Genomic DNA, 22,301 nt, shown 5'->3' with positions numbered 1-22,301 from the left:
GTCGCCAGGATCCCTCAGGGCGTGTCCCCCCACTCGCCGGTGCCTGCCGGGGGCCCCTCCCCGGCGCCAGCCGGGGCCGGTTCGTCCGCCGCGTCGGCCGCCGACCGGGCCAGCCCGAGGCAGATCAGGATCAGGGTGAAGGCGGTGAGCGCCATGAAGGGGATGGTGATGAACCCGAACCAGTCGATCCAGGGCGTGAAGCACGGGGCGTCGGCCCCGCAGACGGGCAGGCGCAACCCGGGCACCTGCTCCTGCAGGTAGTGGAAGGCCGCGATGCACCCGCCTGCGGCATTCAGCGGCAGGAGATAGGGGATGATCCGGCGGTCGTCCCGGTAGCTGGCGAGGCCCAGGAGCAGCGCCTGCGGATACATGAAGATCCGCTGCCACCAGCAGAGCTCGCAGGGGACGAAGCCCAGGACCTCGCTGAAGTAGAGGCTCCCCAGCGTCGCCACCGTGGCCACGACCCACGCCAGATAGAGCCCGTAGATCTGGAAGAACCGGCGCATCGGCGACCTCCGTCGGACGTCGCGGCGCCAGGCCGCCTCGCGGCGCCCCGCGGTCCCGCGTTCGGCCGCCGGGCCGCCGCGTCCGTCCTCGCCCGGCGCCGCGGCCCAGATCAGGGCGGGGGATCCCCGCGTGTCCCCCGGGTCCCGTCCGGCCGCGGTTCGGCGGCCCCGGCGGGCGGCACGAAGTCCCGGCGGCACCGGGGCCCTGGCCCCGCCCGGTCCCGCCCCTGAACCCGCCCTGGTCCAACCCGCCGCCCGGGTCCCGTTCCCCGACCCGCCCGCGCCCGTTCCCCGGGCTGCGGCCGCTGGACCCTACTCCGCGTCGCCCGGGGCGGCGCCGCCCTGCCTCCGGGCCAGCGCCTCTTCGACGGCGGCCTGCAGGCCCTCGAAGGACCAGTCGTCGACGAACCGGCCGTCGACGAAGATGGCCGGCGTCCCCTGCACCCCCACCTGGCGGGCGATGGCCCGGTCCGCCTCCACCTCGTCCCGATACCGGCGGGCCCGGAGGTCGGCGGCGAGCCGCTCGGCATCGATGGAGGGTACGGCCTCGCGGGCCAGCTCGACCAGGAACTCGGGCGTCGCCCACTGCTGGTCCTCCGGACCCTGGCGCTGCATCACCCGCTCGATGAAGGCCCACGCGCCCTCGGGGTCCTGGGCGTAGACCGCCTCCAGCGCCTCGGCGGCGGTGTCCGAGTCGGGTCCGATGAAGGGGTAGTTGATGAAGTAGAAGCGCACCTTGCCGGTGTCGACGTAGGCCGCCTTGAAGCGCGGGAACTCGTGGAGAGTGAAGTCCCGGCAGTAGGGGCACTTGAAGTCGGCGAACTCCACCACCGTCACCGGGGCGTCGGGCGACCCCAGCATCGGCTGGCGCTCCAACTGGAACACGTCGGCGGGGACGGCGCCCTCGCCGGGCTCGGGTTGACGGGTGGCGGCCACGGCCAGGGCGACGGCCAGCACCACCACCGCGGCGGTCCCCAGGGTCAGCCAGCGCAGGCGCCGCCGACGGGCCTCCGCCTCCCGGGAGGCGAGGCGCGCGGAGGGACCGGATCGCCGCCCGCTGGACGGCGTAGCGGCCGCCGCGCCGCGGTGGCGGCTGCGGTCCGCGCCCGGCGGCGGGGTCGACTTGGACGTCACGCTCCCCATCCTTTCGTCAGGGCTCGGCTAGTCCCATGGTAGCGGGAGCGGGCCGGTCTGGGAAGGCGCGGGCCCTCGGGCCGCGGGGTGGATGCGCGGACCGGCGGTGCCGCGACCGGACCCCCGGGCCGCTCAACGGCGCGGCGCCGCCAGCAGCCACCCCATCAGGCCGAGGCCCAGCCAGCCCATCAGCGGGTAGAGGACACGCACCAGCGCCGCGAAGCCGGCCCCCGCGACGGTGGTCGCCGCCGCGGCCGCCGCCACCACCGCGAGCCGGTAGGATCCGCTGCCCGGCGGGGCGAGCCGGCTGGCCAGCCCGTAGAGGCTGCCCACCGCGGTGGTGAAGATCTCCGTCCAGAGCACCGCGGCGACCCCGCCGCGGAACCACGCCGGCAGGCCGCCGGCCAGGTACAGCACCGGGATCTCCCGGGTCGCCGGGGCCGGCATGTGGACCAGCATGGCCAGGTGCAGCAGCATGGCCAGGCCGGCCAGCCCGACACCGCCCATCAGGCTGCCTTGCCGACGGGCGGCCGGAGGCGCGACGCCGCCCAGCGGCACCAGCACCGGCAAGGCCAGCAGCAGGTTGAAGCCGGCGTAGAGCAGGGCCGCCAGGAGCCAGTGGGCGGCGGGCGCGGCCGGCAGCGCCGTCGCCACCGGCGCCAGGGCCGGGGAGCCGCGCCCCGGGGCCCCGCCGGGGGATGGGGGCGGGAGGGTCCGTCCCAAGGGTACGGCCTCCGGCAGCCGCGGTTCGGCGGGAGGCGGCGGCAGCGGTGCCGCGGCGTGGCTGAGGCCGTGCACGGCGACGACGACCACGGCCAGCACCAGGACCGGCACCACCACGGCGTTGGCGGCCAGCACGCCGGGCAGCCCGCGCCACACCGTGGCGGCGCAGAGCGCCGCGAACACCAGCCGGCCGGTCCACGGGGACCACCCCAGCTGGTCGGCGGTGACGGCCGCGGCTCCTGCCGTCATCACGCCGACGCCGGCGAAGAGGGAGGCCACCAGCAGGCCGTCCAGGACGGCGCCGGCCCACGGTCCCGCCGCCAGCGCCAGGGCCTCCCGATACGAGGGGGCGCGGGTGCGGGCGCCCAGCTCCAGCCACCACCGTCCCCCCGCGGCGAAGGCCGCCGCCACCAGCACGATGCCGGCGGTGCCCGGCCAGCCGTACAGGGTGAAGAACGACAGGATCTCCTGGCCGGACGCGAAGCCGGCTCCCACCACCGTGCCGATGAAGGTGGCGGCCACGGTCCAGGGGCCGGGCGCCGGTGGAGCGGCCGCGTAGGCTGGTCCCCGGTGCGCGGTCATGGCACTCCACGGTATGCGCGATGGCGGGACGGTAGGCCTGGGGGGAGCCGACGGGGGTCGAGGGCCGGGGGCCGGAGGCCGTGAGGCCGCCCGCGGCGCTGCCGGTCGACACGGTCCGGCGCAACGAGTAAGATGGAGGACGCACCGGTTGCGATCGTTCGGCACCCGGCTGCGAGTCGGCGACCTGGGTCGAGCCTTGGGCGACGGGAGGGCGCGAACGGTGGGGCGGAAGCGGGTCTTCAGCGGCATCCGGCCCACGGGGCCGATCCACCTGGGCAACTACCTCGGGGCGATCAAGAGCTGGATCCAGCTCCAGGACCGGTACGAGTGCATCTACGCCATCGTCGACTACCACGGCATGACCACGCCGTACCATCCGGCGGAGATGCGCGCCAACGTCCGCGAGCTGCTCATCGACTACCTGGCTGCGGGCGTCGACCCGGAGCGCTCGATCCTGATGGTCCAGTCCGCCGTGCCCGAGCACACGGAGCTGGCGTGGATCCTGGGCACGGTGACCCCGATCGCGTGGCTGGAGCGGGTGCCCACCTTCAAGGAGAAGGCCGAGCAACACCCGGACTACGTCCACCTGGGCCTTCTCTCCTACGGCGTGCTCATGGCCGCCGACATCGTGCTATACAAGGCCGAGGTCGTCCCCGTGGGCGAGGACCAGCTGCCGCACCTCGAGCTCACCCGCGAGATCGTGCGCCGGTTCCACCACCTGTTCGGGGTCAAGATCTTCCCCGAGCCCCAGGCGCTGGTGGCGCAGGAGACGGCGCGCATCATGAGCCTGACCGACCCCGAGAAGAAGATGAGCAAGACCCTGGGCCCGCGCAGCTTGATCGCCCTCTCCGACCCGCCGGAGGCGATCCGCGACAAGATCATGAAGGCGGTCACCGACACCGGGCCCAGCGGCGAACGGATGAGCCCGGGCGTGGCCAACCTCTTCCAGCTGCTGAAGATCTTCGGCACCGAGGAGGAGTACCGCTCGCTGCGGGCCGAGTACGACGCGGGCACGCTGCGTTACGTGAACCTGAAGCGGACCCTGGCGGACGCCATCATCCGCAGCTTGGAGCCCTTCCGCCGACGCCGCGCGGAGCTGGAGAACGACCCGGCCTATCTCGATCGCGTCCTGCGCGATGGCATCCGTCGCGCCCGCGCCATCGCCCGCGAGACCATGGCCGAGGTGAAGGAGGCCTGTGGGCTGTTGCGGGACGAACCCGGCCTCGGGGAGGCCGGGGTGGCCGCAGCGGCCGGGTCGAAGGCGGCGGGCGAGCAGGCCCCCGAGGCCGTGGAGCGTCGCTGACGGGCGCCGGCGGCCGCCGGGCGCCGGCGGCGACCGGCGGCCGCCGGATGGACCACGTGGCCGGACTCCCGGACGGACCGCGTGGCCGGCTTCGGCGACCGGCGCGGACCGCGCCGGTCGCATCGACGTTCCCCGACGTTCGCCGGACGTTCCCCGACGTTCGCCGTCCGATGGTCGGAGAGGCCGACGGCGCCACGGGGCGCCGAGGCGCGCCAAGGGTCATTGCGGGCGCCGTCCGGTCCCCGGGGTGGGGCCGGTTCGCGGCGCGCCGGGCGCGGCACCGCGCCGGCCGCCGGGGCTGGGGTGCGGGGGCGCCGGGTGCGATCAACGCCCGGCGCCTGCACCACCGGCGCTTCCGCTCCCTGCGGGGCCGCCCGCCGCTGCGCCGCGGTCACCACCGCTGCCGGTGGTGGTGCCGCCGGAACCGCCGCCAGCCCCGGCGCCGGCACCGCCCCCGCTCCCACCGGCCGCACCGCCGCCCGAGCCGCCCGACTGGGCCATCGTCGACTGGATCAGGGCGACGAGGTCGGCACGGATGGCGGGGTCCTGGAGGAGCCTCCGCATGACGGCGACCATGCGGCGGCGGAGCTCCGGATCGTCGGGGATGCCCTCCAGCAGGTCCACCGTGTTCTCCAACATCGCGGGCCGGGTCTCCCGCGCGGTGGCGGTTGCCCGGGTGAGGTCGGCGTTCACCCGCAGGGCGTCGTCGCGGACCGCCGGTTCGTCCAGGATGCGGCGCTGCTCGCGCACCACCTGGGCCAGGATCGTCCGACGGGCCTCCGCATCGCGGGCGATCACCTCCCCCCGTCCGCGGGCGAAGGCCTGCTGCACCTGGGGGTCGCTGGCCAGGGACGTGATCATCCGCCGGTTCTCGGTCGGGCCGGGCTTGGCGGCGGGGGTGCAGCCGCCGGCCGCCACGGTGACGGTGGCGGTCACCACCAGGGCCAGGAGGCGCACCGCCGCGAGGGCGGTCGGTCGGCGGGGACGCGGCGACGCCGGCCCGCCCTGGGTCGGGGTCAGGCCGGGCGTCGTCGGGGCGGTGCGGGGCGACGCCATGGGATCGCGGCACGGCATGGCCGCGTTGCCATCGGGCGGCGTACGGCGGGAGCCGGGGGCGAGGCGTCGGATCACGGTGGGGTCCCTCCTCGTGGAGCGCAGGGGGCGGGATGGCCCGCCGGTCGCGCTCCGGGTCCGCAGGGGTTAGGCAGGGTTAGCATGAGGCGGCGCCGTCGGCGCCATGCAGAGAGACCCCCCGCACCGCCGTCCCGCCAGCGCCGCAACGTCTCCCGGTCGACGCCGGCGCGGGCAAGTCGGCGGCACGGGAGCGATTCGCGTGCCGCGGGTGGGACGTGCCGCGTCAGGGGGTGGGACGTGCCGCGTCACGGGGTGGCACGGATGGCAGGAGCAGGATGGCAGCGGGACGGACCCCTGGACCGCGCAGAGACCGGGGGACGACGCGACGCCGGGCCGCGGGGCGGATCCGGAGCGGACCGCCCGCTCGGTCCGGCGTCGAAGGTGTCGACCTCCTGTTTCGAAGGGCGCTGCGTCAGCGATGGGCGGACACTTCCGCTGGAGCGGCCGGCGGCGCGGCGGGCGCCACCGGCCGAGCGATCGCTACCACGGCCGAAGCGTGCCCGTCGGCCAGGGGGCACCCCTCACCGCTCGATGGGCGCCCGCACCAGGTTGCCCCACTCGGTCCAGGAGCCGTCGTAGTTGCGGACGCGCTCGAACCCCAGCAGGTACTTGAGCGCGAACCAGGTGTGGGAGGAGCGCTCGCCGATCCGGCAGTAGACGATGATGTCGTCGTCGGGCTTGAGGCCCTGTTCCTCCAGATAGATCTTGCGCAGCTGGTCGGCGGACTTGAAGGTGCCGTCGGGGTTCACGGCCTTCGCCCAGGGCACGTTCTTGGCGCCCTTGATGTGGCCGCCCCGCTGCGCGCCCTCCTGCGGGTAGTTCTCCATGTGCAAGAGCTTCCCGGAGTACTCCTCCGGCGAGCGCACGTCGATCAGCGGCTTGCCGAACTCGATGTGGCGGAACACGTCCTCCTTGAAGGCGCGGATGTACGGGTCGTAGCGGGTGACCGCCTTGTAGTCGGTCTTGGGGAAGCGCGGGACCTCCTTGGTCAGGGGCCGGCCCTCGGCCTCCCACTTGGCGCGGCCGCCGTCCATGATCTTCAGGTTCTTGTGCCCGAAGAGCTGGAAGACCCAGAAGGTGTAGGCCGCCCACCAGTTGTTCTTGTCGCCGTAGAAGATCACCGTGGTGTCGTTGTCGATCCCCTTCTCGGACATCAGCCTGGCGAACTGCTCGGGCGAGAGGTAGTCGCGCACCACGGGGTCCTGCAGGTCCGTCTGCCAGTCGATCTTGACGGCCCCCGGGATGTGGCCGGCGTCGTAGAGGGTCACGTCCTCGTCGGCTTCCACCAGGCGGTACTTGGTGCTGTTGGGGTCGGTCAGCTCGTCCAGGTGATCCGCCACCCATTGGGTGCTGACCAGCACCTCGGGGTGGGCGTAGCCCCGCTCCTGGAAGACCTTCTCCACCGCCTCCGACACGGCAACCCCTCCTCGGGAATACTGAGTTACCTAAACGGGATTGTAAGCTAAAGAAAGCCGGACCAGCAACCAGGATGGCGCCGTTCTTCGCGGACGAACCGGCCGCGGCGCCGGCTGCCGCCCGTGTCCCCGCGATCCCGGGGTCGAGGCGGCAGACCGAGGCGGCGGCCGCCGGGGGGCGGGTCGCACCCCCCGTCGCACCCCCGAGCACCCGTGATAAAGTAAAAGGGATCGCGCCAGGGGGGACGCAACGGTGGAGTGGGACCGGGAGACGCTGATCCAGATCCTGATCGAGGAGGCCCGCAACCCGCGGATGCGCGGCCGGCTGCAGGACGCGGACGTCACGGTCTCGGGCGGCAACCCGGGGTGCGGGGACGTGGTGCACATCTACCTCAAGGGCACCGGCGACGGCCACGGCATCGCCGACGTCCGGTTCGAGGGCAGCGGCTGCAACGTCAGCCAGGCGGCGGCGTCCATGCTGCTCCAGAAGGTGGTCGACGAGGGGCTCACCATGGACCAGGTCCTCGACCTGCGGGGCGAGGACATGAAGCAGTTCGTCGGCGAATCGGCCCTGGCCACCCGGCCCCGCTGTGCCACCCTCGCCTTGAGCACGCTGAAGGAGGCGGTGCGCCAGTACCGGCGCCGGCTGCGGAACGAGGGCCGGTGGCAGGGACCCGTCGATCCCCATCAGGAAGGGGCATGACCGACGCCCGTCCGGCCGCGCCGCTCGGCGACCGCCGTCCGGCGGCCCCTCGGTGGGAGGGGCTCGTCGGCAGCGGCCCACCGCCGTAGCGCGGACGATGCCCATCGCCCCGGGAAGCCCCGACGCCGAGGATCCACCTCGAGCCACGGCGCGGGGAAGCAGGCACCTTCTGGGAGACGTCGCGGCGACCGGCGCAACGCCGCAGCGAGGCGGAGACGCCCTAGCCCTCTGTGCGGATGCCCCGCAACGAGAGCCCCAGCCGCCGGCAGAGCCGCGTGAGGTCGGCGGGCAGGGGCGCCACCACGTCGACCCCGTTCGGAAGAACCAGCCGGTAGCCGTGCAGGGCGGGCCGGTGGAGCCCCTCCACGCGGGGGCCGCCGTACTTCGCGTCGCCCGCCAGGGGATGACCCGTCGCCGCCAGCTGGGCGCGGATCTGGTGGCTCCGGCCCGTCAGCAGCTGGATGCGGCACAGGCTGAAGCCGTGCCGCGAGTCCAGGACCCGCACCCGGAGCGAGGCCTCCCGGGTCTCGGCGTCCCGGAGGGCGGCCTCTTGCGCCCCGGCGTCATGGAGGGGGGCCGCTTGCGCCCCCGCGTCATGGCCCGCGTCCCCGTCAGGCCGGGCGCCGCGGCCCCCTTGGGCGCCGCCCGAGCCCGCCGGGGCCCCGGCCCACTGCCCGGCGGCGGACCGCCCCCCATGGCCGGCCCGGTGGGCATCCCAGGCCCCCGGGCCGGGTCCGCCGTCCGCGGACCCGGCCCGGGGCGCTGCGGCCCGGGGGGCCGCGGCCTGGGGCGGCGCGGTCCCCGCCGCCCCAGGCCGCGGCGATGGCTCCAGGGCTAGGGTCAGCCGCCGCTGCCGATCCCGCCGCAGGCGGTGGTGGACGAGGCCTTCCGGCGGGCGACCCGAGACCACCGCCACGTACTCCTTGACCGCCTGGCGGCTGCGGAGCCAGGCCGCGAGGCGGGCCGCACCCCGGCGCGTCTTGCCGAAGGCGACAAGCCCCGAGGTGTTCCGGTCCAGCCGGTGGGCGGGCGAGGGCTGGAAGAGGCTGCCCTGCGGCAGCGCCCCCCGGCGCGCCAGCTCCTCCCGCACCCAGTCCACCAGGGTCGGCTCCTGGCGGCGGGCGTGGTCCGCCCCGTGCGTGAGGAGTCCTGCCGGCTTGTGGACGACGAGGATGTCGGGGTCCTCGTAGACGATGGCCGGGGTCCGATCCCCTGCCGGTCCTGGCCCCAGCCGGCCAGGGCGGGCGATGGTCGGCGCGTCGGGACGGCGCGGCGGGCCCGCCTGCCGCAAGGGCGCCATCGAGCCAGCCTCGGGCGGATCCGGTCGTCCGCGCGGGACCCGAGGGGACGCGACGGGCGGCCGGCTCGGCGATGGGGTCGCGTCCAGCTCCGCCTCGATGACGTCGCCCGCCCGCACCACGGCGTTGTGGGGTGCGCGCCGGCCGTTGACGGTGATCCGCCCCTGACGGAGCAGGCGGAAGACGGCGCTCAGCGGCACGTCGCGCAGCCAGCGGCGGGCCAGGCGATGGAGCCGTTGGCCCTCGTCGGCCGTCGTCACCACGTAGCGCACCCGCATCGTGGACCGCCCCCTTCCCCCGCCGGCCCGGCCGGGCGGCGCGACCCGTGGCTCCGCCCCGCTCCCATCCCTTGCGGGGGGATCCGGCTTAAATGGGGAGGCGCGGCGCACCCCCGGGCGTCGGCGCGTCGCGGCCGGCCGGTTCGCCCCCGTCCCCGCCGGCGGCGCGCCCAGCCGGGTTCGTCCGGCCCGCTCGCGGGCGATGGCGCGGGGGGCCGCGCGGCCATGGCCGGGCCATGGCCGTCGCGGGAGGCCGCGTTCGTCACGCCAGGAAGGCGGCCAGCACGCCCACCAGGAAGATGCCGTCGAACACCCCGGCCCCGCCGATGCTCAGCATGCCCGGACCCATGCGGTCCAGCGCCCGCAGGTTGAGCAGGTCGGCGCCGATCAGCGTGCCCAGGGTTCCGGATACGTACGCCACGGCCGCACGGCTGCCGGGCGGCGCCACCAGGAGGGCGATCACGGCCGCCGCCAGCGGCGGGATGAAGGCGGGCAGCACGATGCCGCGGCCGGGCACGGGGCGGGCCAGGGCCTTGGCCACCGCCGCCACCAGGACGGTGGCCAGGACGGCGGCCGCCAGGGGCGCGCGGCCGGCGCCGAGCAGGTAGAGGCTGAACAGCGCCGGGATCACCGCACCGCCGACGTTGATGGCCAGGACGCGCTCCGCCACCCGCGGCGGCTGGACCATCGGGAAGAGCCAGAAGAAGGCGATGGGCGGCACCGGCGGCGGGTCCACGGGCACCCGCTGGCGCCGGATGGGCACGTTGATGCCGCTGCCGATCAGCGAGAGGGTGAAGAGCAGGAACGCGCCGCCCGGGCTGAGGCCGAGGCGTGCGAAGGACAGCGCCGCCACCTGGGCATAGGTGAAGAAGAACAGCATCGGCAGCGAGAGCAGGAAGAACAGCAAGAGGGGCAACAGGGGCACGTCCCGACCTCCCCGGCGTCCGCCCGACGGCGTGAGTCGCCTCCATCATACCACCCCACGGGCGTTCGTCGGCCCCCTTCGACCCCTTGGCCTCATGCCGGTTCCTCCCTGGCGGCCGGACGCATACTAGGGGCGGCCACGGTCCCGATCCGGCCGGGGACGGAGCGCGCTGCGTTGGCATCGGCCGCCCCGGGCGATGCGGGCGACGGTGCCCCGGCGGGCGCGGGCCCGCCCGCTGGTGCGGCGTCCCCGCCGCGGCAGGATCGCGGGCCGCAGGCCATGCCTGCAGACGTCACATCCCGCGAGGAGGGGTGCCCATGCCCCAGATGGCGCAACACCAGGCGGCCGAGCTCTGGGAGCTCTGCCGGGACCACGCGGTGGCCGGCGCGAAGCTGCGCGCCCTGGCGTCGTCCTGCCAGGACGCCTCGCTGCGGCAGACCATCGAGCGGCACGCCGGCGCGTTCCAGCAGGCCGCCCAGCGGCTCATGAGCTTCCTACAGGAAGGGTCCTACGGCGCGCATGCCGGCGTGTACGGCCAGACCGCCCATCCGTACGGCCAGGGGACCGCCGGCACCTGGCAGTGGCAGGGGGCGGCTTCGTGGCAAAGCCCGTACCAGGCCCAGTGGCAGGCCGGCCCGGGCGCCGGGGCGACCTGGCAGGCCCAGACGGCCGGCTACGGGACGAACCCGCCGATCCACGGGACGAATCAGTTCCACCCGGCGGGCGTGCAGGCCCAGCCCCTGGACATCGCCCTGGCCTCCGACTGCCTGCGGATGTGCAAGACCTTCGCCGTCCAGTGCATCTGGGGGGCCACCGAGTGCGCGGAGCCGGCCCGCTCCTACCTCTACCAGCTGGCGGGCCAGCACCTGCAGATGGCCATGGACCACTACCGCTGGCTGGAGCAGCACCAGGTGTACGCCTCGCCGCGGATCGACCCGCAGGCGGCGCAGGAATACGTGCAGAAGCTCGGCCAGTTGGTGCAGGTGGGCCAGGCGGTGGCGGCCCAGGGGCTGGCGCCGGCCAACCGGGTGGCCGCCCCCGCCGGGATGGCCGCGGCGACGGCGGCGGGACAGGGCGGCGGGTACGCCGGTTCGTCCTTCGCCCACCCGGCCGATCACCAGGCCGGCTACGGCCAGCACCCGGGCTCCCGGGTGGCGGGTACCCACCACGCGTACGCCACGCCCTCTGCGTACGCGCGGGTGTGAGGGGAACCGGCGTCCACCGTGCGGCGACGCCACCGGCCGGTCGCGGGGATCGCGGTGGCCTGCGGGTGGGTTGCCGGCGGCCGCCCTAGCCGCCGGCCGCTGGCCAGGGCGGGCGCTCGCCGGATCTCCCGTCGGCGTCGGGGCCGGAACCGGCCGCGGGTCGCCGCCGGACGGGCCAAGGGCTGCCGGCGCCGGACGCCCGCCGGCGTGACCCCAGGATGCGGCGGGGCGGGTCTCCGGGGGAGACCCGCCCCGCCGGCCGTTCTACCGGCGACCCGCGCCGGGCGCCGTTCGTCCGGGGAACAGGATGCTCAGATCAGAAGAACAGGCCGTTGACCACCAGCAGCGCCAGCAAGCCGGTGAGCCAGCCCAGGGTCGACGGCACGGACCAGGTGAGGAGCTGGGTCTTGACGTCGGTGATGCCCAGGGTGCGGTTGATGACCCAGAAGTAGCTGTCGTTGAAGTACGAGAACACCATCGATCCCACGGCCGCCGCCTGGGCCGCCATCACCGGCGCCACGTCCAGGGAGGCCAGGATCGGTGCGGTGATGGACGCGGCCGTCACCATGGCGACGGTGCCGCTCCCCTGGACCAGGCGGACGAGGGTGGCGACCAGGAAGGGCAGCAGCAGCGGCGGCAGCGGCATCTGGGCGATCTGCTGGGCGATGAAGTCGCCTGTGCCGCTGGCCCGCAGCACGTTGCCGAGCGCGCCTCCCGCGCCGGTCACCAGGATGATGATCCCGGCCGAAGCCACCCCTTCCTCCACGCGCTGCAGCACCTCGTCCCGCGAGGCGCGACCCATCAGACCGTACACCGCCAGCAAGAGACCGATGGCCACGGCGATCACGGGGTTGCCCAGGAAGATCAGGTACGCCGCCACCGGTCCCTGGGCGCCCATCGCCGACAGGGTGGTGTTGAGGAAGATCAACAGGACGGGGACCAGGATGGGTGCGAAGGCACGCCAAGCGCTGGGCAGCTCGTCCGGATCCCCTGTCCCGCCGAGGCTCCCGGCGCCGGCGGTTCCCGCCCCGGCCGCACCACCGGCCAGGGTGCCGCGGTTCACGGCCGCGCTGACCTCGGAGCCCCCGGTGATGGGCGGCAGCCCCGCCGGTCCGGCCGCGGAAGGCCCTGCGGTAGCCCCGTGCTGCGCCCGCGCCCCGCTCCCGGCGGTGGTGGGGTCATGCCGCGGGCCGGCCTCCAGGGTGATGCCCCGGGTGGCTGCCCAGCGGCCCAGCCAGCGGGCGTACAGCATCGTCACGAGGTACACGGGGACGGCGATCACCAGCCCCCAGAAGATCATCAGCCCGAGGTCCACCCCGAAGGTGCCGGCCGCCGCCAGGGGACCTGGCGTGGGCGGAACCAGGTGGTGGGTCGCCATGAGGCCGGCTGCCAGCGCGACGCCCAGTCCCAGGGCCGGCTTGCCGGCCTCCCGGGCCAGGGCCCGGGCCAAGGGCGAGAGGATGACGAACCCGGAGTCGCAGAAAATCGGGATCGACACCACGGCCCCGGTGGCACCCAGGGCCCACTCCTCGCGTCCGCGGCCGAACAGCTGCAGGAAGGTCAGCGCCATGCGCTGGGCGGCGCCCGTGACCTCCAGGATCCGCCCGAGCATCACGCCGAAGCCGATGACGATGCCGATGCTGCCCAGGGTGTTGCCGAACCCCTGAGTGATGGCCTGGGCCAGGTCGCCGGGCGCCATGCCACCGACCAGGCCCGTCAGGGCCGCGGCGGCGATCAGCGCCAGGAAGGTGTGGATCTTCGTCCGCAGGATCATCAGGATGAGGGCCGAAACCCCGACGACCAGGCCCAGCACCATCTGCGCTCCGTCCGACAGCATGGCCATCACCCTCCCCTCTCGACGGTGGCCGTAGGGCCAACGGCGGTCGAACCGGCCGCAGCCCGGGCGGCGCTGCCATGGGTCGCCCACCGCCGGGCCAGTTCACCGGCCGTCAGGATCGCCCGCTTCATGCTCACGGCGTTGGCCTTGCCGGTGCCGGCGATGTCGAAGGCGGTGCCGTGGTCCACCGACGTCCGGATGAACGGCAGGCCGAGGGTCACGCTGACGGTGCCCTCGAAGTCCATGCTCTTGGCGGCGATGTGGCCCTGGTCGTGATAGAGCGACAGCACCGCGTCGAAGGCCCCCTGTCGCGCCAGGTGGAACACGGAGTCGGCCGGTACGGGACCCGCGACCCGATGCCCCTCCCGACGGAGGGCCTCCACCGCCGGCGCGATCTCGTCGATCTCCTCCCGGCCCAACAGACCTCCGTCGCCGGCATGAGGATTGAGCGCCGCCACGGCCAGCCGCGGTTCGGCGAGGCCCAGGGCGCGGAGGTGGGCCAACGCCGCGCGGGCGGTGGCGACGATCCGGTCCTTGCGGATCAGGTCCAGGGCGTCCCGCAGGGCGACGTGACGCGTCAGGAAGAAGATGCGGATGCCCGCCACCTCGAACATCGTCAGGGGCTCGGGCGAGCCCGTCAGCTCCGCGAAGATCTCCGTGTGGCCGATGTGGGGCACGCCCGCCGCCCGCAGGGCCTCCTTGTGGATCGGGGCCGTGGCGACGGCGTCGACCTTGCCGGCGAGGGCCCAGGCGACCGCCCGCTCGATGAACTGGTAGGCGGCGCGCCCCGCCGCCGCCTGCACCCTTCCCAGGGGGAGGTCGGCCGGCACGTTGGCCAGGTCGACCAGATCCAGGGTGCCGGGTGCGTAGGCACCCTCGGCAGGGTCTGCCACCATTCGCACGGCGGGGGCGTCCGGCACCAGGGCGCGGGCCCGCTCGACCGCCCCCCGGTCGCCGATGACCACGGGCCGCAGCACCCGGTAGACCTCCGGGTCCGTCAAGGCCTTGACCACGATCTCCGGTCCGATGCCGGCCGGATCGCCCAGCGTGACAGCCACCAGCGGCCGCTCCGCATCCACTGCCGGGTCCCGAGGCTCCACCTTCACCGGCCTTGCACCTCCGTCGTCAATCTCCCAGGGACCGGCCCGGCCCCCGGGTCGGATGAACCGGCCCCCGCGCGCGGGTCCGACCGGTCCGCGCCCTCCCCGGCGTGGGAGGGGGCCGTGGCGGGATCGGCGCGACCCACCCGGTGCTCCAGGAGCCGGATGAGCAGATGGTCGTCGCCGACCAGCCCGCCCTTGGTGATCACGGCGAGCCCCGACCGGCGGCCGCCTTCCAACGAGCCGCCCGCCACCAGGGGCGCCAGCTCGCTGGTGATGTGCAGTCCGCCCGCCCCCAGGGCGGTGGCCACCGCCGCCGCGGTGTCGCCACCCGTCAGGACGAGCCCGGCCAGCGGGGGCAGCCGTTCCGTCAGCTGGGCTGCCATCCGTCCCAGGGCGTGGGCCACCCGCTGGGCGGCCCCACCGCTCACCGACCCACCGGTCTGCGTTCCGCCCAGCACCTGCCGGCGATCCGTCTCGACGACGGCCAGCCCCCACCGCTCGAGGGCGGCGTTCACGGCCGGGAGCAGGGTCGCGGCGCAGCCTTCCGGGTCCGCCAGCAGCTGGTCCAGCGGGGCACGGAGACGGGCCACCGGCCAGCGGCGGCAGAGGGCGGCGAGCTGCCGGTCCGTCAGGGTGGTGAGGCTGCCCGCCACCACGAGCCAGGGGCCCCGTTCCCGGAGCGGCGGTGGGCTGGTCGCGGCCGCCAGGGCGGGAGGGGTCCGCGTCCCCGCCCCGGCTGCGCCCACCTCGGGCTGGTGGGCGAGCCAGGCGGCGAAGAACGGACCGGGATCCACCGCCAGCACGGGCACGGGTGCGCGGGCGACCAGGGCAGCCAGGGTCTCGACGTCGTCGTCGGTGGTGGCGTCGAGGACCACGGCGCGGACCCCTGCGCCGTGCAGCCTCGCCAGCCGCTCCGGCAGGTCGTCGCCGTACCCGGCGGGCCCGGGCGGGAGATACCGGACGTCGAGCCCGCTCTGGGCGACCAGCAGCCGGGCCACGTCGTCGTCGGTGACGGGCGTGACGGGGTCCCGGGCCGCCTCGGTGTCCAAGAGGGGGACGCCGTGGATCCGCAGGCGACCCGCGACGGTGGCCCGGCCGGAGGCGGGGAAGGCCGCGACCACCACGGCCAGGTGGCCGGGGAGGGCATCGAGGGCCCCCGCCAGTTCGGCGCCCAGGTTGCCGCGCAGGGTGCTGTCGATGCGCTTGCCGAAGCGTCGACATCCTCGCCGGCGCAGGCCGAGGAACGCGGTGCGCACGCGCCGGCGGGCCTCGGCCGGTTCCACCGTCCGGGAGTGGGTGGGGACCACGTGCAGGGACGGCTCGGCGTCCGCCGCGGCTGCAAGGGGGTCTGCGTCATCCGTTGCCGCCGGTGCCGTCCACGTCCCGGGATCCAGCACCACCCGACCTGGGATGCCGGTCCGGGCCGCCACCCGGGCCGCGGTGGCGTTGGCTCCCGTCACGTCGTCGGCCACGAGCCCAAACATGCTGGCCCTCCTTTGCCCGGTGGGCTGGCCCTCCTGCGCCTGGTTCCAAGGCCTTCCCCTCCCCGCCGCGAGCGCCGCCCCCTACCCGTCATGCCCGTCGCGGGCGGGTCTCGTCGTCACGTCGCCAGCAGGATGGCGAGTCCCGCCTCCTCCAGGGCTGCCAGCTGGGACGGGCACGCGGTGCGGGCCTCCTCGTCGCAGATCAACGCGCCTACTTCGCCGACGGCTGCGAACCGGGCGAAGGCGCGCCGGCCCAGCTTGGTGTGGTCGGCGACCACGTAGGTGTGCTCGGCGGCGGCGAGCATCGCCTGCTTGACGGGGACCTTTTGCCGGTTGGTGGTCGAGAGGCCGTAGACGGCGTCGACGCCGTCGGCGCCCAGGAAGGCGCGGTCCACGTGGGTCGCCCGCAGATAGGCCTCCGTCTCGGGTCCCTGCAGGCTGTAGACGCCCCGCCGCACCAGCCCGCCGGTCACGTAGACGTCGATGTCCTCGCGGTCCGCCAGTTCCCGGGCGATGAGCAGGTCGTTGGTGACCACCTTCAGCGCCACCCGGGGTGGCAGGTGGCGGGCGATCTCCAGGGTGGTCGAACCGGCATCGAGGACCACCGTCTCCCCGGCTTGCACCAGGCTCGCCGCCAGCCGGCCGATCTTGCGCTTCGCCTCGACCTGCCGGGCGCGCTTGGAGGCGTAGGGCAGCTCCCGGGGCGTGGCGGTGCCCACCGGCAGCGCCCCGCCGCGGGTACGGACCAGCAGCCCGTCGGCCTCCAGCCGTTCCAGGTCGCGGCGCACCGTCATCGGCGAGACGGCCAACCGTCGGGCGGCGTCGGTCACCTGGATGCGTCCCTCTTCCTCGAGCCACTGCAGCAGTTGACGGCGCCGCTCTTCCGCGAGCACCGGACCCACCGCCTCCTGGACGCTCGAGCCGTCACCCCCGCCGGCATCGCCGCGCGCAGGGTGCACGACCGACCGCGAGACCAGGCCCCGACCCGCCGCCGGCCCCGCGCGTCCCGTTGGTGCCCGCCGCCGGTCGCCCCTCGGGCGGCGTGCTGGCCGCAGCCCCGGCTGGGCCCTCGGGTTGGCCCCTTGGTGCCCGGCCTGTGTCCAGCCTGGAGCCCGCATTTGTGCGCACATGTAACATAGACTGTGCGATAAGATGCGAAAATGTACGTTGGTGTTCGTTTCTTTCGCTGCCCAGGGGCTGGGTTCCTGCCGGGCGTCTGCCCTTCCGAGTCGGAAATGGATGGGGTGGCTGCCGGCTGCGAGATGGCGGCCAGGCTGGGGTCGGAGCGGCCGGTACCGAGGGGGGCGACCTGGGATCGGTCAGCGATCGGGTGCCTGCCCGGGGGTCCCTTCCCGCCCGATCGGGGCTGAGAACAGCGCGTGCGGGGAGTGGTCCGGAGACGGAAAACGCCCGTGGACGGGACGGAAGTCCTGCGGCCCGGCAGGTGCTCCCAGAGGAAGCGGGAAGCCGGCACCGGCTCATGGCCGGGGAAGACCGGCACCGCCGATCCGCAAGGATCGGCTGTCTGAATCAGATAGTGATGGTTCAGGGGAGGGCGCCTCACCGCGGGCGGCCCCGCACCGCGCCGGGCGGCCCGCCGCGGCGCATGACCATCCGCCAGGCGAGGAGCAGCGCCCACAGGGCTCCCGGGAGCAGCGTCGCCAGCAGCACGGGCACGGCGACGGCCGGGATGAACCAGGCGATGGCCATGCCCGGGAGGCCGGGCAGCAGCGCGGCCAGCGAGATCCCGAGGGGCACGGCGGGACCCCCCGCCCCCTGCCGGCGTGGCTCCCGCCGGCCGTTGCCGCCGGCGTCGGCCGGCGGCAACGGCCGGGCACCCGCAGGGCCATCCGCCTCGGGGCGGGAGGAGCCCGCCGGGGCCGCAGCCGGGGACGTCGCGACGCCCCCCGGGGTGCCGGCCGGGGGCGCGGCCAGATCCCACGCGGCCGCGATGCCGGCGAGCCAGTAGAGCCCCGTGGCCACGTAGCCGCCAGCCAGCGTCGCCGGCCAGGCCGCGTTCCACCCCAGGGGACTGTGGCCCGGGGGCGTGGCCCGGGCGATCAGCGGTAGCCCCGCCGCCTCCAGGGCCAGCAGCGGGATCCAAACGGCCAGCGCCGCCACCGCCAGCATGGCGCCGGCCCCGCTCCAGCGGGCGCGGCCCGCGTCCCGCAGCCCCTGGTAGACGGCGAACCACCCCAGCGACCACGCGGCGACGCCGACGCCGAGGGTCACGTGGACGGCGATCCACCGCGTCGAATTGGCGCGCACCGCGTCGAGCACGGCCGCCGAATCGCGCGGGTTCAGGGTGACCGGGTGGAGGGCCGTGCTGGCGGCCGCCAAGACGCCGCCGACCAGCAGGAGCCAGCCGGCCTGCCGGAACGCCGTCGACCCGCCCGTCGCGTCCGTTCGCGATCCCTCGGCCATGCCTACCGCTCCGGCCATGCCCACCGCTCCTCTCCGTCTAGGGTGCGCCGTCTCCAGTCTGCACCGCCGGGCCGCGGCGATCGCACAGGGCATCGCCATCGATTCGATGGGCCCCGGGTCGCGGGACGCCGGTGCCGCCCGCCGCTGACCCCCTGGTGCCGGCCGCTGGCCGGCGCCGGGCCACCCTTTGCCGCCGATCCGTGGCTGGACGGCGCGAGTCCGCCTATCATGGGACATGGAGCTCGGGGCGGGGCCGCCCGGACACCCGGCGGGCCGCCCCGCCCCCGGTCCTCACCCGCAACGCGGCGTGCCTCACGGGGTCCGGTTCGTGCTGCGAGCCGGTTCGTTCTTCCCCCCAACCTTCCCCAGAGCGGCAGAGCCTTCCCCATTCGATCCTGCCCCGGTCGGCGTGCAGCCTCCCGACCGGCGACGGCAGCCGGAGCGTGCGTCGTGCCGTCCAGGAGCGTGCGTCGCTCCGTCCAGCGGTTCATCCGTCCAGCGCCAGCTCGCCAACCGCGCACGGGCTCTTCACCCGGCGGCCAGGCGCGCGGGGCGGTGCTGGCGGTGGCGCCGTCGTGGTCACGGGCGGCGCCGCCTTCGCCCGCGGCACCGGCGGCGGCCGTCCGTCGCAGCCGGCCCCGGTCCGCGGGACATCGCCAGTGGCCCCCTCCCCGGTGGCGACCCGCTCGTCGCGGTGGCCGGGGGCCAACCCGCCAACCCTGCGAAAATGGCCGGGCGGCAACCCTGCTAAAATGGTAGGGAGCGCCTGGCCGGGGTGGGATCCTTCCCCCCGGCCCGACGTCGTGCGGACGAGCCATCGCTCTGGAGGTGCCACCGATGACGGGGCGCCGGACGCTGCCGGCATCCTCGCAGGCATCCTCCCGGGACGTCACCGGTGCCGACGGGATACCGGACGGCACCCGGGCGGCTCCCGACATCCTGGTCGTTTTGCTTTGCCCGCTGGGTGACACCCTCTTCGCCACCCCGGCCCTGCGTGCCCTGAGGCGGCACTTCCCGCGCGCCCACATCACCGCGCTGTGCTGGACCGCCAACGAGCCGCTGTTGCGCCACAACCCGCACCTGGACGAGGTGGTGGCCTGCCCCGGCGCCTGGGACCTGGCCCTGTCCACCGTCCGGATGCTGGACCGGCGCTTCGACATCGGCGTCGGCCTGTCCCACTTCGGCAGCTGGGTGACGCCCTTCTTCCGCGCCCGGGTGCGGGTGGGCTTCCATGGTCTCGGCCGCTTCCGCCGTCCCGGTCGGCTGCCCCCCGCCAGGGGTGCGGCGCGATCCGCCGACCGACGGACGGGTTTGCGGGCGTCCCTGGGACGGCTGCCGGTGGCGGGCGGCCGTCGCTGGCGACTCGTCGGACCGCCGGCAGGGCCGGGTCCGGTCGCGGCGGTCCAGGGGTGGTGGGCTCGGCACGGACGCGGGGCGACGGAGGGCTGTGGGGGTGCAGAGTTCGGCGGGACCCCGGTGGGCCGTTCCGTCCACCTGCGCCGGCGCTTCGGCCGGGCGGATGACGGGGGGACCGAGCGCGCCTGGCGCTGGCCCTGGCGCCGCCTGGCCGCCCTCGGCGGCACCGCGCCCGACCGGGAGCTCCACGCCATCGAGTACTGCCTCCAGGTGGTGGCGCGCCTCGGTTGCGCGCCCTGTGGATTGGAGATGGAGCTGGTCACCGGTCCGGACGAACGCGGCCGCGCCGCGGCGCTGCTGGCCGGCCTGCCGGGGGACGGGCCCGTGGTGGCCCTGCACCCGGGTGCCGACCACTTCCCCGCCAAGCGCTGGCCCGTGGATCGGTTCGCCCTGCTGGCGGACCGCCTGGCGGAGCGTTACGGCGCCCGGGTGGTCCTGGTCGGCGGCCCCGGCGACGTGCCGCTGGCGGCGGCCATCCGGGAGCGGGTCCAGCGGGCACCGCTGCTGGACCTGACGGGACGCCTGGCCCTCCTGGAGACGGCGGCGGTGTTGGAGCGGGTCGACCTCATGGTGGGCAACGACAGCGGCCCCCTGCACATGGCCGTCGCCGTGGGCACGCCGGTGGTGGCCCTCTTCGGCCCCTCCGAGCCGCGGCACTTCGCTCCCCTCGACCCGCGGCACCGGGTGCTGGTGGGCCCATGCCTGCGGGGCCGCCGCTGCGTGCGCTGGCTCAACGGCCCCCTCGCCTACCTGCAGGCGGCGGAGTGTCGCTGCGAGGCGATGGCCACCATCGGCGTGGAGGCGGTGGTGGCGGCGGCCGGCGAGCTGTTGGGCGCTGGCCGCCGGCCCGGGGCGCCTGGCCCGGCGGCCGCCGAGGCGACCGGTGGTTCGGCCGGCGACGGGGGTGCCGGCGGATGACGGGGGTACGCCGTCAGCGGCCGGTGGCACCGGGCGGGGCCGGGCGGTCGGCGCCGCCGGCCCACGGCGGGCAGGGTCACCCGGGACAACCCGCGCCCCTGGCCGGCGGTGCCGCCGGCCAGGCCGAGTCGGGGGTGGCGACGGCGCCTGCCACGGCGGGCGGCGGTGCCCGGGAGGCCGGCTCCACCCCATACCCGGTCTGGCGGACCCGCGCCCGCCCCTGCCGCGTGCTGGTGGTCGGCGACCCGGTGGCCGACCTGTGGGTGTACGGGGTGCCGCGGCGCATCTCGCGCGAGGCGCCCGTGCTGATCCTGGAGTACGACCGGCAGGAGATCATGCCGGGGGGCGCCGCCCACTGCGCCCGCAGCCTGGCTGCCCTGGGCGGGCAGGTGGTCCTGGCGGGGCCCTTCGGCGACGACCCGTGGGGACGGGCCGTGGTCGATGCCCTGGGGCGCGCGGGCGTCGAGGTGCTGGCCGCCCCCGTGCCCCGGGGATGGCAGACGCCCCTCAAGGCTCGCTTCGTCGCCGCACCGCCGGCGGCGCCGGCCCAGCAGGTCCTCCGCCTCGACGTGCTGCCGCAGCGGGCGGGAGCCGGCTTCGGGCTCGGGGCGTGGCTCGCCTCCGCGGGCCGGGCGGCCGGTTCGGTCCCGCCCCAGGGCGCGGGCAACGACCCCGAGGAAGCCGCCTGGGCCGCCTTCGCCCGGTCTCTGCGCGAGGCGGTGCGCGCGGCGGATGCGGTGGTGGTGGCGGACTACGGCCTGAGCGACCTGGCGCCCCGCCTCTGGCCGCGCCTGGCGCGGTGGGCACGGGGCCGACCCGTGGTGGTCGACTCCCGCCACCGCCTGCTGGCCTTCCGCGGCGCCACCCTGGCCACGCCCAACGTGGAGGAGCTGGCCGAGGTGTGGGGTCGCCCGCTGACGGCTGACGACCTGGGCCGCGCCGCCGCCGTCGTCCGCGGGCGGGGGCGCTTCGGCGCCCTGGTGGTGACCCGCGGACCGGAGGGCATGCTGGTCGATCCGGGCGACGGCGTGCCCATCGCCATCCCCGCGGTGCGACCGGCCGCCGTCTACGACGTCACCGGGGCCGGTGACACCGTGGCCGCCGTGCTGGCACTGGCCCTGGGATCGGGGCTCGACGTGGTGGGCGCAGCGCGTCTCGCCAACCTGGCCGGCAGCCTCGCCGTCCGCAAGGCGGGCACCGAGCCGGTCACGGCCGCAGAGCTGGAAGAGGCCTGGAAAGCCTGGGTGGGGGCGGCCGATGCAGGGACCCTCCCAGCCGCGGGTGCCGGGCCGCTGCAGGACGCCCCCCACGGCACGCCCCACCCTGCGCCGGGAGGGGCCACGGGATGAACGCCGCCCCGCGGGCCGCCGCGACGAAGGTGGTCGACCTGGCCACCCTGCGACGGCACCTGGACGCCCTGCCGCCCGCGGCCCAGGTGGTCCTGACCAACGGTTGCTTCGACTGGCTCCACGTGGGCCACCTGCGCACCCTGGAGCACGCCCGGTCCCTGGGCGACGTCCTGGTGGTGGGGGTCAACGACGACGCCAGCGTACGTCGGCTCAAGGGGCCCGGGCGGCCCGTGGTCCCGGCCCGCCAGCGAGCCCTGCTGGTGGCGGCGCTGGAATGCGTGGACTGGGTGGTAGTCTTCGCCGAGGACACCGCCGCCGGGCTCGTCCGCGCGGTGCGCCCGCAGTGGTACGTCAAAGGGGGCGACTACCGCCTCGAGACCCTCCCCGAGGCCGAGCCGGCCCGCCAGGTGGGGGCGCGGGTGGTGCTGGTCCCGCCCGAACCCGGCCTGTCCACCACCGGGCTGCTGGCGCGGGCCCTGGCGCAAGGCGCCGCGGGCGAGGGGCGTGGCAGGGCTTCTCCCCATCCCGTCCCGCAGGCGGACGGTTCCCCACAGGAGGCATGAG

The 22,301-nt window shown here is 75.5% G+C and carries 18 protein-coding genes; 6 read left to right on the top strand and 12 right to left on the bottom strand.

Annotated elements, in window-relative coordinates; translation table 11 throughout:
- Positions 1–14 precede the first annotated feature (14 nt).
- From E1B22_RS01630 to E1B22_RS01620, 3 genes are all read right to left on the bottom strand, one after another.
- Complete coding sequence (locus tag E1B22_RS01630) at positions 15–506, bottom strand: disulfide oxidoreductase (RefSeq protein WP_135224295.1); 492 nt, start codon at positions 504–506, stop codon at positions 15–17.
- 312 nt (positions 507–818) lie between these two features.
- Complete coding sequence (locus E1B22_RS01625; protein ID WP_243123599.1) at positions 819–1,640, bottom strand: DsbA family protein; 822 nt, start codon at positions 1,638–1,640, stop codon at positions 819–821.
- Between the two features lie 132 nt (positions 1,641–1,772).
- The gene (locus E1B22_RS01620; RefSeq protein ID WP_243123597.1) at positions 1,773–2,945 is read right to left on the bottom strand and encodes a hypothetical protein; all 1,173 of its coding nucleotides are present in this window, start codon (positions 2,943–2,945) and stop codon (positions 1,773–1,775) included.
- Positions 2,946–3,165: 220 nt separating this feature from the next.
- Between E1B22_RS01620 and trpS the strand changes: the two genes are divergently transcribed.
- Positions 3,166–4,248: a tryptophan--tRNA ligase gene (trpS, locus tag E1B22_RS01615; RefSeq protein WP_135224293.1), complete on the top strand. Its 1,083-nt coding sequence runs from the start codon at positions 3,166–3,168 to the stop codon at positions 4,246–4,248.
- Between the two features lie 324 nt (positions 4,249–4,572).
- Here trpS and E1B22_RS01610 read toward each other — a convergent pair whose 3' ends face one another.
- Together E1B22_RS01610 and E1B22_RS01605 are read right to left on the bottom strand one after the other, a co-directional pair.
- Complete coding sequence (locus E1B22_RS01610; protein ID WP_135224292.1) at positions 4,573–5,379, bottom strand: hypothetical protein; 807 nt, start codon at positions 5,377–5,379, stop codon at positions 4,573–4,575.
- A gap of 524 nt (positions 5,380–5,903) precedes the next feature.
- On the bottom strand, positions 5,904–6,797 hold the full coding sequence (locus E1B22_RS01605; protein ID WP_135224291.1) for a sulfurtransferase: 894 nt from the start codon (positions 6,795–6,797) through the stop codon (positions 5,904–5,906).
- A gap of 253 nt (positions 6,798–7,050) precedes the next feature.
- Here E1B22_RS01605 and E1B22_RS01600 point away from each other — a divergent pair, with 253 nt between their 5' ends.
- Entirely contained in the window at positions 7,051–7,500 is a 450-nt protein-coding gene (locus tag E1B22_RS01600) for an iron-sulfur cluster assembly scaffold protein (RefSeq protein ID WP_135224290.1), read from the top strand.
- Between the two features lie 220 nt (positions 7,501–7,720).
- Here the strand turns inward: E1B22_RS01600 and E1B22_RS01595 are convergent, their stop codons facing one another.
- Complete coding sequence (locus E1B22_RS01595; RefSeq protein WP_135224289.1) at positions 7,721–9,076, bottom strand: RluA family pseudouridine synthase; 1,356 nt, start codon at positions 9,074–9,076, stop codon at positions 7,721–7,723.
- Between the two features lie 262 nt (positions 9,077–9,338).
- Positions 9,339–10,001 (bottom strand): DUF1614 domain-containing protein, encoded by a 663-nt coding sequence (locus E1B22_RS01590; RefSeq protein ID WP_135224288.1) that lies wholly within the window; start codon positions 9,999–10,001, stop codon positions 9,339–9,341.
- Positions 10,002–10,318: 317 nt separating this feature from the next.
- Here E1B22_RS01590 and E1B22_RS01585 point away from each other — a divergent pair, with 317 nt between their 5' ends.
- The gene (locus tag E1B22_RS01585) at positions 10,319–11,206 is read left to right on the top strand and encodes a hypothetical protein (protein ID WP_135224287.1); all 888 of its coding nucleotides are present in this window, start codon (positions 10,319–10,321) and stop codon (positions 11,204–11,206) included.
- A 316-nt stretch (positions 11,207–11,522) separates the two neighbouring features.
- Here the strand turns inward: E1B22_RS01585 and E1B22_RS01580 are convergent, their stop codons facing one another.
- From E1B22_RS01580 to E1B22_RS01560, 5 genes are all read right to left on the bottom strand, one after another.
- Complete coding sequence (locus tag E1B22_RS01580; RefSeq protein ID WP_135224286.1) at positions 11,523–13,043, bottom strand: GntP family permease; 1,521 nt, start codon at positions 13,041–13,043, stop codon at positions 11,523–11,525.
- Between the two features lie 5 nt (positions 13,044–13,048).
- The gene (gene pdxA, locus E1B22_RS01575; protein ID WP_243123595.1) at positions 13,049–14,149 is read right to left on the bottom strand and encodes a 4-hydroxythreonine-4-phosphate dehydrogenase PdxA; all 1,101 of its coding nucleotides are present in this window, start codon (positions 14,147–14,149) and stop codon (positions 13,049–13,051) included.
- Positions 14,146–15,630: a four-carbon acid sugar kinase family protein gene (locus tag E1B22_RS01570; RefSeq protein WP_135224285.1), complete on the bottom strand. Its 1,485-nt coding sequence runs from the start codon at positions 15,628–15,630 to the stop codon at positions 14,146–14,148. Before E1B22_RS01570 ends, pdxA begins: the two co-directional genes overlap by 4 nt.
- A gap of 116 nt (positions 15,631–15,746) precedes the next feature.
- Positions 15,747–16,532 carry a DeoR/GlpR family DNA-binding transcription regulator gene (locus E1B22_RS01565; protein WP_243123592.1) on the bottom strand — a complete coding sequence of 262 codons (786 nt, stop codon included), beginning with the start codon at positions 16,530–16,532 and terminating at the stop codon, positions 15,747–15,749.
- A 658-nt stretch (positions 16,533–17,190) separates the two neighbouring features.
- Positions 17,191–18,072, bottom strand: coding sequence for a hypothetical protein (locus E1B22_RS01560; RefSeq protein ID WP_243123589.1), 882 nt, complete (start codon positions 18,070–18,072; stop codon positions 17,191–17,193).
- An 819-nt stretch (positions 18,073–18,891) separates the two neighbouring features.
- Here E1B22_RS01560 and E1B22_RS01555 point away from each other — a divergent pair.
- From E1B22_RS01555 to E1B22_RS01545, 3 genes are read left to right on the top strand one after another with little or no spacing between them, the layout of a single operon-like run.
- Positions 18,892–20,388 (top strand): glycosyltransferase family 9 protein, encoded by a 1,497-nt coding sequence (locus E1B22_RS01555; protein ID WP_135224284.1) that lies wholly within the window; start codon positions 18,892–18,894, stop codon positions 20,386–20,388.
- Positions 20,385–21,737 (top strand): bifunctional heptose 7-phosphate kinase/heptose 1-phosphate adenyltransferase, encoded by a 1,353-nt coding sequence (locus E1B22_RS01550; RefSeq protein WP_135224283.1) that lies wholly within the window; start codon positions 20,385–20,387, stop codon positions 21,735–21,737. The genes E1B22_RS01555 and E1B22_RS01550 overlap by 4 nt, the downstream gene beginning before the upstream one ends.
- Positions 21,734–22,300, top strand: a complete 567-nt coding sequence (locus E1B22_RS01545) for an adenylyltransferase/cytidyltransferase family protein (RefSeq protein ID WP_135224282.1) — start codon at positions 21,734–21,736, stop codon at positions 22,298–22,300. Before E1B22_RS01550 ends, E1B22_RS01545 begins: the two co-directional genes overlap by 4 nt.
- Position 22,301: the final 1 nt, after the last annotated feature.

The organism is Thermaerobacter sp. FW80 (assembly GCF_004634385.1).
In the GTDB taxonomy this organism is placed as follows: Bacteria; Bacillota; Sulfobacillia; order Thermaerobacterales; family Thermaerobacteraceae; genus Thermaerobacter; species Thermaerobacter composti.
The sequence above is the reverse complement of the archived record's forward strand: the minus strand, read 5'-3'. Positions and strand labels throughout refer to the sequence as shown.